At 67.5% G+C, this 14,383-nt stretch carries 12 protein-coding genes; 7 read left to right on the top strand and 5 right to left on the bottom strand.

Annotated features, from left to right (window positions below; translation table 11 throughout):
- The first annotated feature begins 2 nt into the window (after window positions 1-2).
- Entirely contained in the window at window positions 3-1,250 is a 1,248-nt protein-coding gene (locus tag G1H10_RS04275; RefSeq protein ID WP_163733077.1) for an MFS transporter, read from the top strand.
- Between the two features lie 39 nt (window positions 1,251-1,289).
- Complete coding sequence (add, locus tag G1H10_RS04280) at window positions 1,290-2,282, top strand: adenosine deaminase (RefSeq protein WP_163733080.1); 993 nt, start codon at window positions 1,290-1,292, stop codon at window positions 2,280-2,282.
- 112 nt (window positions 2,283-2,394) lie between these two features.
- On the opposite strand, the gene G1H10_RS04285 is transcribed toward add, so the two are convergent.
- Window positions 2,395-4,593 carry an MMPL family transporter gene (locus tag G1H10_RS04285; protein ID WP_163733083.1) on the bottom strand — a complete coding sequence of 733 codons (2,199 nt, stop codon included), beginning with the start codon at window positions 4,591-4,593 and terminating at the stop codon, window positions 2,395-2,397.
- Window positions 4,594-5,339: 746 nt separating this feature from the next.
- Here G1H10_RS04285 and G1H10_RS04290 point away from each other — a divergent pair.
- Both G1H10_RS04290 and G1H10_RS34405 read left to right on the top strand, forming a co-directional pair.
- On the top strand, window positions 5,340-6,791 hold the full coding sequence (locus tag G1H10_RS04290) for a sensor histidine kinase (protein ID WP_163733086.1): 1,452 nt from the start codon (window positions 5,340-5,342) through the stop codon (window positions 6,789-6,791).
- A complete protein-coding gene (locus tag G1H10_RS34405) occupies window positions 6,788-7,435 on the top strand; it encodes a response regulator (RefSeq protein ID WP_163733089.1) in 648 nt (215 codons plus the stop codon). Before G1H10_RS04290 ends, G1H10_RS34405 begins: the two co-directional genes overlap by 4 nt.
- Before the next feature lie 57 nt (window positions 7,436-7,492).
- Here the strand turns inward: G1H10_RS34405 and G1H10_RS04300 are convergent, their stop codons facing one another.
- The 3 genes from G1H10_RS04300 to ddaH all read right to left on the bottom strand — a co-directional run bounded on the left by G1H10_RS04300 (window position 7,493) and on the right by ddaH (window position 9,886).
- Complete coding sequence (locus G1H10_RS04300) at window positions 7,493-7,681, bottom strand: hypothetical protein (protein ID WP_163733091.1); 189 nt, start codon at window positions 7,679-7,681, stop codon at window positions 7,493-7,495.
- Between the two features lie 97 nt (window positions 7,682-7,778).
- Window positions 7,779-9,005: an ornithine--oxo-acid transaminase gene (gene rocD / locus G1H10_RS04305; RefSeq protein ID WP_163733094.1), complete on the bottom strand. Its 1,227-nt coding sequence runs from the start codon at window positions 9,003-9,005 to the stop codon at window positions 7,779-7,781.
- A 26-nt stretch (window positions 9,006-9,031) separates the two neighbouring features.
- A complete protein-coding gene (gene ddaH / locus G1H10_RS04310; protein ID WP_163733096.1) occupies window positions 9,032-9,886 on the bottom strand; it encodes a dimethylargininase in 855 nt (284 codons plus the stop codon).
- A 134-nt stretch (window positions 9,887-10,020) separates the two neighbouring features.
- Between ddaH and G1H10_RS04315 the strand changes: the two genes are divergently transcribed.
- Both G1H10_RS04315 and G1H10_RS04320 read left to right on the top strand, forming a co-directional pair.
- Window positions 10,021-10,470 carry an Lrp/AsnC family transcriptional regulator gene (locus tag G1H10_RS04315; RefSeq protein ID WP_163733396.1) on the top strand — a complete coding sequence of 150 codons (450 nt, stop codon included), beginning with the start codon at window positions 10,021-10,023 and terminating at the stop codon, window positions 10,468-10,470.
- Between the two features lie 189 nt (window positions 10,471-10,659).
- A complete protein-coding gene (locus G1H10_RS04320; RefSeq protein WP_216852891.1) occupies window positions 10,660-12,129 on the top strand; it encodes a C40 family peptidase in 1,470 nt (489 codons plus the stop codon).
- A gap of 50 nt (window positions 12,130-12,179) precedes the next feature.
- Here the strand turns inward: G1H10_RS04320 and G1H10_RS04325 are convergent, their stop codons facing one another.
- Entirely contained in the window at window positions 12,180-12,668 is a 489-nt protein-coding gene (locus tag G1H10_RS04325) for an inorganic diphosphatase (RefSeq protein ID WP_163733102.1), read from the bottom strand.
- Window positions 12,669-12,950: 282 nt separating this feature from the next.
- Here G1H10_RS04325 and dacB point away from each other — a divergent pair, with 282 nt between their 5' ends.
- Window positions 12,951-14,378, top strand: coding sequence for a D-alanyl-D-alanine carboxypeptidase/D-alanyl-D-alanine endopeptidase (dacB, locus tag G1H10_RS04330; protein ID WP_163733105.1), 1,428 nt, complete (start codon window positions 12,951-12,953; stop codon window positions 14,376-14,378).
- Window positions 14,379-14,383 lie beyond the last annotated feature (5 nt).

Here is a 14,383-nt window from a genome sequence, read left to right on the forward strand (position 1 = left end):
GTGTGTCGCCCCTGTTGCTATACCGCCGTCTATTCGGCCTGGTCGGTCCCGCCTACGTCGTCGTCGCGTTCTTCGGCCGACTGCCGATGGCGATGATCCAGCTCGGTGCTCTGCTTCTCGTTTCTACCGAGACCGGGCGGTACTCGGCGGGCGGACTGACCGCCGGCGCCGTGGCTGTGGCGAATGCGGTCGGTGCCCCGATCGCCGGCATGATGACGGATCGCGTCGGCCAGCGCCCAGTGGTCTTGATTCAGTCGCTCGCGGCCTCCGCCGGTTTGGCCACTCTGGTCGTGCTGGCCACGTCTGGCGCGGAGCTGGGAGTCGTGGTCGTCGTCGCCGGGTTCACCGGTCTGTGCATGCCGCAGGTCGGACCTCTGGCGCGCGTCAGATGGCCGCACATCGCCCGGGGGACGGGCGCCGGCCAGGTGAAGCTGGTCGACGCGGCGTTCGCGTACGAGGGTGCGGCCGACGAGGCGTCGTTCGTCCTCGGCCCGGCCTTGGTCGGCGCCGTTGCCGCCATCGTCCATCCCGGTGGTGCGCTGATCGTCGCATCCGCACTACTCGCCGTCTTCGGGAGCTGGTTCGCCATCCATCCGACGGCGCCGCCCGCCCGCCCTTGGCTCGCCGGCCGATCGAAGGGACGGCGGCTGATCACGCCCGAGCTCGTTGTCCTCGCCGCCGCCCAGCTGCTGATCGGCATGGTGTTCGGCGCCACGCAGACCGGGACTACGGTGTTGGCCACGGAGCAGGGTAATCCCGGCCACGCCGGCCTGGTGCATGCGCTGCTCGCCGTCGGAAGTGTCGTGGCGGGGCTATCCGTGGCCTCGTTGCCGGCACGGTTCGGATACGAGCGTCGGCTCCTGGCCTTCGCCGCCGGCCTTTCCGTATTCGCGGTACCCCTGGTGTTCGTGAATTCGCTTGCTGGGCTGATTCCGATCGTGCTGGTCCTGGGATTGGCGATAGCGCCGTACATGATCAGCGTCGCGATGTTGGCCCGTCAGCTGATGCCGCTGAGCCAGGCAGGAATGGCGATGACGCTGCTTGCCGGCGCGACGGGAATTGGATACGCCCTCGGATCCGGGACTGCGGGCCGGCTGGCCGACGTCAGCGGGCATCGGGCGGCGTTCGCGGTGACGCTGACGGCGTGCGCGACCGCGTTCGCGCTGGCGTTGCTGGCACGCCGCTGGCTTGCCGCGGCTCTGGCGGGCGCTGAACGACGCCTGATCGACCGTGATGAGTCGACGCCCTAAAGTGTGGGACGTCGTTCACGTATGGAGAGTGTGACCCGGATGGATAACGTAGCCGCGACGTCGTTCGGGGATATCCGAGCCCTGCCGAAGGCGCAGTCTCACCTGCATCTGACCGGTGCCATGCGTCCGGGCACTCTGCGTGAGCTGGCCACCCGCTACGGCGTGCCGGTGCCTCCTGCCTGGGATCACACGCGAGTCCAAGAGTGGGCCGCCTTTCAGGGACGGTACGACGCGGCCCGGGAGGTGATCCGGACGCCCACCGACGTCGCCCGTGTGATCTCTGAGGCGGCGGAGGACGATGCGGCCGACGGCTGCGGCTGGATGGAGATTCAGGTCGATCCGACGTCGTACGCGCCGGCCTTCGGTGGCATGGAGGCCGTTGTCGAGGCGGTGCTCTCAGCGGCGGCGGCGTCGCCGGTGCCGACGGGTGTGATCATCGCCTCGAGCTGGGCCCGGTCCGGGGACCACGCCGAGGCGCTCGCCCGGCTCGCGGTCCGATACGCCGGATCGGGCGTCGTCGGCTTCGGGCTCTCCAACGACGAACGTCTCGGCGACGTCGTGGATTACGTGCCCGCGTTTCGGCTCGCCGCGGACGCCGGCCTGCTGCTGACCCCGCATTCGGGCTTCTATACCGGGGCGGGCCACGTCCGCGACTGCGTGGACCTGCTGAAAGCCACTCGTATCGGCCATGGGACGGCCGCCGTCACCGAGCCGTCCGTGCTTGCGCTGCTCGCCGAGCGACAGGTCGCCATGGAGATCTGCCCGACCTCCTACGCGCCGCTCGGCGTCCACGAACCTTCCGACGTACCGGTCCGCACCGTCCTCGATGCCGGCATCCCGGTCACCATCGGCAGTGACGACCCGTTGGTCTTCGGTGCCGGTCTCGCCGAACAGTACGCACTGTGCAGAGACGTGCTCGGTCTCGACGACGCCCTGCTGGCCGTTCTCGCCAGGCACAGCATCGCCTCGTCCGCCGCTCCCGACGAGATCAAACGTGTCCTGACGGCCGGTGTAGACGCGTGGTTTCGGTAGGGACCTGAGCACGAGCGTTGCCCACATCATGGTGATCGCTCCGTCGACCGTGTCCGGCGTGATGTTTGTGTGGCGGGGCGAGCGGCCCCGTGTCCGCTCGCCCCGCCTGTGGTCACTGTGGTGTGTGAGCCAGCTCCTGTTCGTGGTCGGCGGATTCGCCCAGCGTGTGCCGCAGCTTCTCGCCTTCGACGTCGACGTTGGGCAGCAACCGGTCAAGCCAGCTGGGTATCCACCACGCTCGACGTCCGAGCAGCGCCATGACGGCGGGGACGATGGTCATCCGCACGATGAACGCGTCGACGGCGATCGCGAATGCCAGGGCGAAGCCCACCTGTTTGATGGTGCCTTCGCCGAGTATGAAGCTGCCGAAGACGCTGATCATGATGATCGCGGCAGCCGTGACCACGCGGGCGCCGTGCTGAAACCCGTTGACCACGGCGGGCATCGGCGCGGCGCCGTGCACATGCTCCTCCCGCATCCGGGTGCCGATGAAGATCTGATAGTCCATGGCAAGCCCGAACACGATGCCGATCGCTATGACCGGTAGGAAACTCATGATCGGGCCGGTGCTCTCGACCCCGAACACGTCGCGCAGCCATCCCCACTGGAACACCGCCACCAGGGCACCGAGAGTGGCTGAGATGGTGAGCAAGAATCCGAGCGCGGCTTTGAGTGGGACCAGGATCGAGCGGAACGCCAGCATCAGCAGGATCATGGATATGCCGACGATGAAAGTGAGGTAGGGGATCAGCGCATCGCTAAGCGTCCCGGTGAAGTCGATGTGGACGGCGGTGACTCCGGTGACCATGAGGGCAGCGCCGGTCGCGGCCTCGGCTTCCGTGGCCTCATCCCGGAGTGCGTTGACCAGATCCTCGGTCTCCTGCGAGCTGGGCCCGGTTTCGGGGAGGACGGTCACAGTGGCCGTGTCGCCCGCCGGGTTGAAGGTTGCCGGCGAGACGGCGGCGACATTGTCGAGCTGACCAGCCACGTCGGCGACGTGGGCGGCGGCGCCTACCGGGTCGGAGCTGTCTGTCGCGTCGATGACGATCGTCAGCGGGCCGTTGTAGCCGGCGCCGAATCCGTCGGCGACCAAGTCGTACGCCTTGCGCGCTGTGCTGGTTTCCGCCGCTGTGCCGTCGTCGGGTATCGCCATGTGCATGTCCAGCGCCGGTACCGCCAGGGTGCCCAGGCCGATGGCCGCGATGGCCAGCACCGGGGCAGGCCGGCGCGTGACGAACTGGGCCCACCGGCGCCCAGCCGTCGGCTTGCCTCCATTGGACTCGGGATCCCGTGCTCTCAGACCGGGGATGCGCCCACCCACGATGCGGGTGCCGGCGAACCCGCACATCGCGGGAAGCAGAGTCAACGCGATGATGACTGCGATCGCGACGGCTGCTGCGGCCCCGAGGCCGAGCTGCGTGGTGAAGGAGATGCCGAAGATCGCCAGACCACCCAACGCCACGATGACGATCAGGCCCGCGAAGACGATCGCCGAACCGGCCGTGCCGACGGCGCGGCCGATAGCCTCCATCGGCGTACGTCCGATGGCCAGCTCATGCCGGTACCGGGAGACGATGAACAGGGCGTAGTCGATCGCCAACGCCATTCCCAGCATCATGGCGATCGTCGACGTGTCGCTGGCCAGGTCGAATGCGGCGGTTGCGGCCGCGATGCCCATGATCGTGATACCGACACCGATGACCGCGTTCAGCAGCGGCAGCCCAGCGGCGACGAACGAGCCGAAGGTGATGACCAGCACTAGTGCCGCCACTGCCAGGCCGATGAGCTCCGCAGCGCCGGCCTCCCCTTCCACTTCGAGGGCCTCGCCGCGCATTTCCACGGTCAGCCCGGCGTCGCGTGCGTCTGTGACGGCCTCGTCCAGCGTGTCCGCTGCGTCGTCGGGTGGATCCTCGCCGTACGCTACCTCCGCGAAAGCCACGGAGCCGTCCTCGGCGACTGTGCCAGCATCGAACGGCGAGGTCACGTCCAAGGCGCCCGGCGCCGTGGCCAGGCGCTCTATGGTCCGCTCGAGGACCGCCTGGTTTCCTGGGTCCATCAGCGTCTCGCCGTCGGGAGCGGCGAACACCACCTGAGCCGACGTGAAACCGACGGAGTCGTCGGGGAAGCGCTCTTCCAGGAGATCGAAGGCTTGCGAGGACTCCGTATCCGGGATCTCGAACTCATCCACGGTCTCTTCCGAGAGCGTGACCCCGGCGATGCTCACGAGTACCAGTGCGCCGAGCCAGGCGGCGAGCACGGTCTTCCGCCGCTGGAAACACCAGCGGGAAAGCTTATATAAGAACTGTGCCACGAAATCTCCTTGTCGAACACCCGTTGTCAGGTGGGTTGCTCTCACGGCCTTCAGAACTCGATTCCCGCGGCCGTGGGCTCACCTTCCGAACCCAACATCACGCTATTTCCGCGCACGCTTAATCGGCGTCGGTCTCAGTGCCGAGATCGCCCGTCTCGAAAGAGTTCGAATAAGTGCGTGGTTGAGCTGTTAGACGTAGATATCGGTGTGACTTTCGTCGGAGGTCGTCGGCGTTCGCCTCGCGTGGCACGGATAGTGTCGCCGCATTTCTGAAGGTCAGCGACCTGGGCTCCGATGTTCCCCCGCCTCGGGAATCGACGAAGGTCGATGCATGCCCTACGCCGAAAGTCGCCGCCGCACGGCGGAGAACCGGCCATGAGGTGGTGCCAGAATTCGGTGCTCGGGATGGCGCTCACCCGTATTTGACGTGCCTAGTGTTGAGACTGCTAGGGGCCGACGGCCCGCCCGCGTCGCTGCCGATGCGGTAAGGAGCTGGATATGAAGATGTGCCTTCGAAAGGAAGGCGATGAGTGGGAGGGGCATGCCATGATTCAGGCGACCGGGCTGACCACACAGTCTCGCCGGGCTTTGAGACGCTCTTCGAGCTGCCGGTGGACGGGATGGGAGAGCCGTGGACCGGTCTTGGTATCAAGGCCGGATTCGCGGCCACCGCCCTCGCTGTCGCCGTCGCGGTCTTCCGTAGACGTGACGCGTACAGGTGACGTCTGCGTATGCTGTTGTCATTCATGAGCGGATTCCTTCGTCGCATACTGTCAGCGGAAACCGAGATTGACCTGTCCGTGTCCCGCTGGCGTCGGCAGCGGCGGCACCGGGTCGTGGACTGGATTGTGGCGGTTGTCTGCTTTCCCTTCGTGTTCGTGTTCGTGGTCACACCCGGCGGGCTCGCTCTGGTCGACGACGGCGACATGTCGCGTAGCGACACACCGAGTCTGGCGTTCCGCCTTCTCCCCGGGCTGCTGCCGGATAACTCGGAGCTCGCCGGCCTCGACAGCATGGTCGAAGCGGTGTTCCACAACATCGCATTCGGGCTGGCTGCCACCATCGTCCTGCCTGGGTTGGCCGCATGGGCAATCCTGTACCGGCGGACCAAACCGGAGCGGTTGCTGACCCTCGCGGTCATGATGCTGCTCCTGTTCGGCGACCTTGCTCCGATCGTTGTCGCGCTCTACAGCTATGCGGCGTGGTTCACCAACCGCAGGCGGCTGGTCGGATGGGCGGCGGCCGCCGCCGTCGCACTCGTCATCGGCCTCTGGAATACACCACAGACCTGGTCGGAGCTCTTCCTGGGCGTCCTCTTCGTGGGCGTCGTCGTTGGCATGCCGATGAGTCTTGGCCTGTGGATCAGCACCCGCTGGCTACTCGTCGCCAGCCTGCGTGAGCGCGCCGAACGCTTGGAACGCGAGCAGCAGCTGATGGCCGAGCGGGCGGTCGCCGCCGAACGGACCCGGATCGCGCGAGAGATGCACGACGTGGTCGCGCACCGGGTGAGTCTGATGGTCCTGCACGCCGGCGGGCTTGAGGTCGCCAAGACCGACCCGGGCGTGGTGGAGACGGCCGCTCAGATCCGGGACACCGGTCGCGAGGCGCTGACGGAGTTGCGGGAAGTGCTGGGGGTGCTGCGGGACGACTCGGAAGCCGAGGCACCGACCGCCCCACTTCCGGTGCTGGCCGACCTGGATAGGCTGGTCGAGGGTTGGCGGAGTGCCGGGATGATCCTGCAGTACGGGCGGACCGGTTCGGTCCGCCCGTTCCCGGCGCTCGTGGAACGCACCGGCTACCGAGTGGTTCAAGAGGCCCTGACCAATGCCGCCAAGCACGCGCCCGGCGCGTTCGTGCGCGTCCAACTGGACTACCGGCTGGAGGAACTGATCGTGACAGTGACGAACGGACGGTCAGTCACTACCTTCGGCCACGGCGGCGGGTGTTCCTCGGTGAGCGGCTACGGCCTGGCCGGCCTCCGGGAGCGTGTCCTCTTGGCCCACGGGAAGCTGGATACGGACGTGCTATCGGACGGTTCGTGGCAAGTCCGCGCTACCCTGCCCGAGAACGTCGAGGATCAACATGAGCGCACCCACGGAGCGGACTCCGGGGTACGGCCAGACGACGAATCGGCTGGCGGTACGGATGGGAGCGGCGATGAACATGTCGGTGACCGGAAGACGGAGACCAACCCGTGATCAGAGTGGTGATTGTCGACGACGAGCAGCTCGTGCGATCGGGGCTGCGCATGATCCTCGAGTCGGCTGACGACATCGAGGTGACGGGCGAGGGGTCCGACGGAACCGAAGCGGTCAGGATCGCTCAGGATGTGAGACCTGACGTGTTGCTGCTGGATATCCGAATGCCCGGCGTCGACGGGCTGACCGCGGCCGCCGGGCTCGTGGCGCTGCCGCGACCGCCTAAGGTGATTGTGCTCACGACGTTCGACCTGGACGAGTACGTTCACAAAGCGCTTCAGGTAGGCGCGGTGGGATTTCTGCTCAAGGACACGCCGCCTCATGACCTGATTGCCGCGGTCCGGACGATTCACAACGGTGACGCTCTTCTGGCGCCGAACGTCACCAAACGCTTGTTGGAACGATTCGCTATCGCCGCGTCTCGGAATGGTGAGGTGGCGGCGAAGAGGCTTGATGTGTTGAGTGAGCGGGAGCGGCTTGTCCTCGTGGCGGTGGCACAAGGTATGTCCAACGCCGAGGCCGGACGCTCCCTGGGCATGCGCGAGGCGACGGTGAAGGCGCACGTCAGCCGAATCTTGAGCAAACTCGACATGACCAACCGCGTGCAAGCCGCCATCCTGGCGCATGACGCCGGATGGGTGTGAAGCGTCACGCAAGGTCCCGCAGAGTGAACCTACCTGTTGGCTCTGCGGGACGCCTCGCTACCTATCGTTCGCAGCGGCGAATTGCGTGCGTTTGTTCGGCGGAAGAGGATCATTGTGTACGACGACGTCGAATTCTCCGCGAATCTCGATGCGCCGGCCATCGCCTTCGGCAAGCTCAAGAGCTTGTGCCCATACCGTCGGATTCACTTTGAAAACCGCGACGTCTTTCTTGGATTGTTTGGCCACACCTTTACGTTACTCCTCGCTTCAGGTGTGCGTCAGCAGACTCACTGTGTCGAACGACACAAACATGCCGGAGTGGGCGTTGGATTCTGTGCGCGCTTCAGCGCTGCGGTCCCGCGGCGAGGACTCGTGAGAGCGCGTCGACAGCGAGATCGATTTCCTCCGCCTCGACGACGAGCGGCGGCGCGAGCCGGATGGTGGAGCCATGGGTGTCCTTGACCAGCACCCCCTCGGCGAGCAGTGCCTCGCACGCCTGCCGGCCGCTCATCAGGTCGGGGTCGATGTCGATGCCGGCCCACAGGCCACGGCCACGGACTGCGTGCAGGCCGTGACCCACCAGTGGCTGCAATCCGTCCATCAGATGGCTTCCCAGCTCGGCGGCTCGACGCTGCCACTCACCGGTGCCGAGCATGCCGACGACGGCGCGCCCGGCGGCGCAGGCCAACGGGTTGCCGCCGAAGGTGCTTCCGTGCTCGCCCGGGTGGATGACGCCGAGGACGTCCTCGTTCCCGACCACGGCCGAGACCGGGACGACGCCGCCGCCGAGCGCCTTGCCCAGCAGGTACAGATCCGGCACGACGTCCTCGTGATCGCAGGCGAACGTGGCGCCGGTGCGGCCCAGACCGGACTGGATCTCATCCGCGATGAACAGCAACTCGCGCGCATCGCAGAGCTGCCTGACCTGAGAGAGGTAACCCTCGGGCGGGACGATGACCCCGGCCTCGCCCTGGATCGGCTCGATCAGGACGGCGACGGTGGTCTCGTCGATCGCATCGGCCACGGACGGCGCGTCACCGTACGGGGCCACCTTGAATCCGGGGGTGAACGGCCCGAAGTGGGTGCGCGCGACCGGGTCGGTGGAGAAGCTGACAATGCTGATGGTCCGGCCGTGGAAGTTGCCGTCCGCGACGACGATGGTCGCACGGTCCTCCGGTACACCCTTGACCTCGTAGCCCCACTTGCGGGCGACCTTGATCGCCGTCTCCACCGCCTCCGCGCCGGTGTTCATCGGCAGCACCAGATCCTTGCCCGCCAGATCGGCGAGCTCGCGGGCGAACGGACCTAGCGTGTCGTGGTGGAATGCGCGGCTGGTCAGCGTCACGCGGTCGAGTTGAGCGCGGACGGCATCCACGATCTCGGGGTGGCGGTGGCCGAAGTTCACCGCGGAGTACGCGGCCAAGCAGTCGAGGTAGCGTCGTCCTTCGACGTCGGTGACCCATGCACCGTCGGCCTCGGCGACCACCACCGGCAGCGGATGGTAATTGTGCGCGGTGCTGCGTTCGGTGAGCGTGATCAGCTCTTGTGTGCGGTTGGTGTCGACGGTCATATCGGCTCCTTCGAAGGCTTGTACGCTCATTGGCCGGCCCCGGCTCTCGGTCCAGCGGTGTGCGCGCGGGGACGGTTATGGTCGTGTAGTTCCAGGGTGGCGCATTTCGCGCCTCCGCCACCCCGAAGAAGCTCAGAAACGTCCACGGGAATCGGTGTGAATCCCGCCTCAGCGATACGCGCGCACAACTTCTCCGCTTGTGCGGCCAGGACCACATGCTCGCCGTCGCTGACCGCATTCAGCCCGAGCACCTGGGCGTCGTCGTCGCCGGCGAGTATCGCATCGGGATAGCCCTCGGCCAGAATGCGTCTGCTGGCCTCGGAGAACGCCGGGGGGTAGTACGCGATGACGTCGCTGTCGAGCACGCAGAGCGCGGTGTCGAGGTGGTAGAAACGCGGATCGACCAGCTCCAGCGCGAGCACCGGAACGCCGAACGTCTGCTCGACCTCGACATGTGCCTCACGGCTGGTCCGGAAGCCGCTACCGGCGAGGATGTGCCGTCCCGTCCAGGCGAAGTCCCCTTGGCCTTCGTTGACGGCCTGCGGGAGGCGTACATCGATGCCCAGACCGGTGAGGAATTCCCGGTGGGCCGGAGCCTCGGGCTCGCGCACGGATTCGCGGAACCTGGCGCCCAATGCGCGATCACCGATCACCATGGCCCCGTTCGCCGTGAAGACCATGTCCGGGAGTCCGGGTATGGGCTCGAGCAGGTCGACCTGGTGGCCGAGGGCCTCGTAGGTCTCTCGCAGCCGTTCCCATTGCGCCACGGCGCGGCCACGATGCACCGGCCGCGACGTGTCCATCCAAGGATTGATCGCGTATTCCACCGCGAAGTGCGCGGGAGGGCACATGACATAACGCCGGACCGAGTACTGAGCCATGACACGAAGATAGAGTTCGCCGTGACGCAACGCTATACCGTAGTATTGCGCTCATATATGCATTTCGTTGCACATGATGCCAATATGACGGCGAAATATTGCGTCACGGTGCTGAACCGTATCAGGATGTGACTGTGACGCTCGACGACGTCGATAGACAGATCATTCAAGTGCTCTCCCAAGACGGCAGAGCCAGCTACGGGTCGATCGGCGCCAAGGTCAACCTCTCGGCGCCGGCAGTGAAACGACGCGTCGACCGGCTCCGGGAGCGTGGCGTCATCACCGGTTTCACCGTGCGGGTGGACCCCGCGGCGCGCGGATGGACGACCGAGGCATATGTCGAGCTGTTCTGTAACCGCCGCACATCCGGCGACGAGATCTTGCGCCGTACCGAGCGTTATCCGGAGGTGGTGGCGGCCTTCACGGTGACCGGCGACGCGGATGCGCTGCTGCACGTCTTCGCATCCGATATGCGCCATTTCGAGCGAGTGCTCAGCGAGATCTCGGCGGAGCCGTTCGTCGCCCGGACGCGCAGCGTTCTCGTGCTCTCTCCGCTGCTGCGCCGAGACTATCTCGGAATGTGAGACGGTGCGGCGGTGTGGTTCCTCGCGTGGCGCTGAGGCTTCTACCTGCCTGTTCGAAATGACACTGCTGTAGTTAGTCAAGTCGACACGCCGTGTGGTGATTGGGAAAAGTGTTCTTAGTGTTCCCTTGTGTGATCAGAGTGGTTACGCTCGTCTCCTGTGATGCCTGACGACGGGGAGGTCGGCCACATGGGTAGGGGGAACCGGCGCGCTGCGCGGGGAAGCACGTTGATCGCGGCGATGGCGTGTGCGGTCGCCACGTACGGCGTGGTTCCGGCGGTGGCCGAGCCGACGTATCCGTCGCAGGAGGACGTCGACGAGGCGCGCGACGCCGAGCGCACCGCGGGCGACGCCGTTGCCGTGGCGGAGGCACGATTGGCGGAGGTCAGGGCAGAGCTGGATCAGTTGCGCGTCGACGTCGCCAAGGCATCCGAGGAGTACAACCGATCGCAGGAGGCGCTGGCCGAGGCGGAGGAAGCCGAGGCGGAGGCTCAGCGGCAGGCGAGTGAGGCCGCCGAGCGCGCAGCCGCGGCGAGGGATGTGCTCGCTCAGGTGGTGATGGCCGCATACCAGAACGGCGGTGACCTCGCGGGGTTACGGACGATCCTGCAGGCGGAGTCCGGTGAGGCGCTACGGAACCAGGTGGCCGCGTTCCGCTCCGTGACGCGCTCCCAGGCGGGCGCCGTCGACCAGGCGATCACCGCCACCGACGAGGCCGAGCAGGCCGCGGAGCAGGCCGAGGACGCACTCCGTGCGCGCGAGCGGGCGGCGGGTGAGGCCGAGGAAGCGCGCACGGAGGCGCAGGCCGCCGTCGCCGCGGAAGAGGAACGGGCCGCCGCGGCCGAGGAAGAACGCCGCCGGCTGATCGCCGAGCTCGCCGAAGCTCGCGGAACAACGGTTGCGCTTGAGGAGGAGCGGCAGCAAGGTCGTGCGGATGCCGAGCGGGCGGAGCGCGAACGCCGAGCCGAGGAGGACCAGCAGGAACCCGATGAAGACCCCGACGTCCCAGACGGCGGGCCATCGCCGGATCCGAGTGACCCCTCGGATCGTGAGCCGGAGCGCCCGGAGGAACCGGAGACGCCCGAAGCGCCGGACGAGCCCGAGGAGCCCGAGCGGCCAGACGACACCGACGATCCGGATGAGCCTGAAGCGCCGCGGCCACCGGACGTGCCGGAGACGCCGGAAGCGCCTGACCAGCCGGAGACACCGGATGAACCGGATGAGCCGGATGAGCCTGAAGCGCCTGAGCCACCCGAGGAGCCGGATGAGCCGGACGAGCCCGCTCCGCCGGCGTCCGGAGCGGACGCGGCGATCGCCTACGCACACGCGCAGATCGGTAAGCCGTACCAGTGGGGCGGCGACGGACCGCACGGGTTCGATTGCTCGGGGCTGACCATGCGGGCGTGGGAAGCGGGCGGCAAGGTCCTGCCGCGCAGTAGTGCGGCCCAGGCCGCGGCGGTCACGCGGATCTCCTATGCGCAGATGCGGCCCGGCGATCTGATCTTCTGGTCGGACAACGGTCAGGCGTCAGGCGTGTACCACGTCGGGCTCTACATCGGCGGCGGACAGATGATTCACGCGCCGCGTCCCGGCAAGAACGTGGAGGTACAGAGCGTCTTCTACTGGGTCGATCCGGCCTTCTACGGCCGGGTCTCCTGAACCCGGCGGTCTCCTGAGCCGGGGGAGGTGGCGTTCGTGCCGGCTCCTTCTCAGTGCGCGTGTTTCTTGGCGCGGGCGTAGGAGTCGCGGATCTCCGCCTCGGCCGCCGCCCGGTCCACCCAGGTGGCGCCTTCGACTGACTTGCCCGGCTCCAGATCCTTGTAGACCTCGAAGAAGTGCTGGATCTCCAGCCGATCGAACTCGGGCACGTCGCTGATGTCGGTCAATCGGTCCTTGCGAGGATCGTCGGCGGGCACGCAGAGAACCTTGTCGTCGCCGCCGGCCTCGTCCTTCATGCGGAACATGCCGATCGCCCGGCAGCGGATCAGGCAGCCGGGAAAGGTCGGCTCCTCGATGAAAACCAGCGCATCGAGCGGGTCGCTGTCGAGCCCGAGCGTGTTGTCGATGAACCCGTAATCGTGCGGGTACCGGGTCGACGTGAACAGCCGGCGGTCGAGTCGGATCCGTCCGCTCTCGTGGTCCATCTCGTACTTGTTCCGGCTCCCCGCAGGGATTTCAATGGTGACGTCGAACTCCACGGCGTGACCTTTCTTCCGTCGTCCTTGACCCACTCAGTCCTCGCCCGGGCAGGCGACCCATGCGGGCGCGCAGCGAGGCGTCGGCCGCGGCGGGTATGCGCGGCCCGGGAATGTCACTAGTCTCCCGTACCGTGGTACGTGATCGGCGATTGCCCGCGTGTTTAATACGTCACGGGCATGTAACTGCTGCTTCCCACCGTGGCGCAGCGAGACCTTCGGAGAGAGATGTCGCGGCACGACACCCCAGCGCCTGTGGGCCAGGAGAGCCGGCGTGAGCGCCGCGTGACAGGCCGCGGACGGCGCGGGCTGCGGACGGTGGCGCTGGCCATGGCGGGTGTCATCGCGGCTGCCGGGCTCGCGGTCGGCGGGTTGTTCGCCGCCGGGGTCCTGCCGCCGTCGCAGGCGGTGGGCAAGGCGGCCGGAGCGGTCCCCGAGGCGACGGCACCGGCGCCGTGGGAGCCGGCTGGTACGGTCCTCGATGCCGGTGCGGAGGTGTCCGAGGCGGGGCAGGCGTCGGCCGCCACCGGCGCGCTCCCCGATGTGCTCGGCGGGTTGGCGGGCGCGGCGGAACTGGGTGGTCGAGTCGGCGTCTCCGTGGCGAACCTCGATACCGGCGAGGACGTTTACCAGAGCAATCCCACCGGCGCGCTGACGCCGGCAAGCACCATGAAGCTCCTGACCTCCGCGGCGGTGCTGCACGTGCTTGGTCCGGACCACACCTTCACCACGGAGGCGGTCACCGCCACGCCGCTCGAGCAGGGCGACGTTGAGCTCACGCTCGTCGGCGGCGGAGACCCGTTGCTCGCGTCCACGCGCGACGCTACGCGCATCGGCGGCGCCACGAGCCTGCAGGCACTGACCTCGCGGACCGCACGTGCGCTGCAGGACGCCGGCGTGACATCCGTGCAGCTCTCCTTCGACGACGGCGTGTTCTCCGGCCCGCCGATCGACCCCGATTGGCGGCCGAGTTACGTGCCCGACGGTGTCGCCGGTCCGGTGAGCGCGCTCGCCGTGGACGGCGCCCGCGAGGTTCCGGGGCTGCGTGAGCGTTCGGACTATCCGGCGCTGGCGGCCGCCGAGAGATTCGCCGAGATGCTCGAGGAGGAGGGTGTCTCCGTCACCGGCGACGTCGAGCGGGTGACGGCGCACCCGGACTCCGAGCCGGTGGCCTCGGTCGAGTCGCCCGCACTGGCGTCGATTGTCGCGCACACCCTGCGGACCAGCGACAACGACGCCGCGGAGGTGCTCGCGCGGCACGTGGCGCTGGGCCTGGACCGGCCCGCGACCTCCGCGGAGGCGAGCGAGGCGGTCACCGAGGTCTTGGGCGAGCTCGGTGTCGACCTCGACGGCATCGAGATCCGTGACGGAAGCGGTCTCTCGCGGGGAAGCACGGTGACGGCGTCGGCGCTGGTCTCGGTCCTGGTCATGGCGGCGGATCCGGAGCGGCCGGAGCTGCGGCCGGTGATCAGCGGTCTGCCGGTGGCCGGCTTCAACGGCACCCTCGCCGACCGTGCCCCGGACGGCAGCGCGGGATACGTGCGGGCCAAGACCGGAACGCTGACCGGGGTACACAGCTTGGCGGGCATCGCCGTCGCGGTCGATGGAACCACATATGCGTTCGCGATCCTCGCCGACGATGCGGACGACGCGCTGGGCGCGCGGGCAGCGCTCGACGAGTTCGCCGCCGCCCTGAGTCGAGAAGCGGAGTAACGATC

It is taken from the genome of Phytoactinopolyspora halotolerans (assembly GCF_010550675.1).
Classification (GTDB): domain Bacteria; phylum Actinomycetota; class Actinomycetes; order Jiangellales; family Jiangellaceae; genus Phytoactinopolyspora; species Phytoactinopolyspora halotolerans.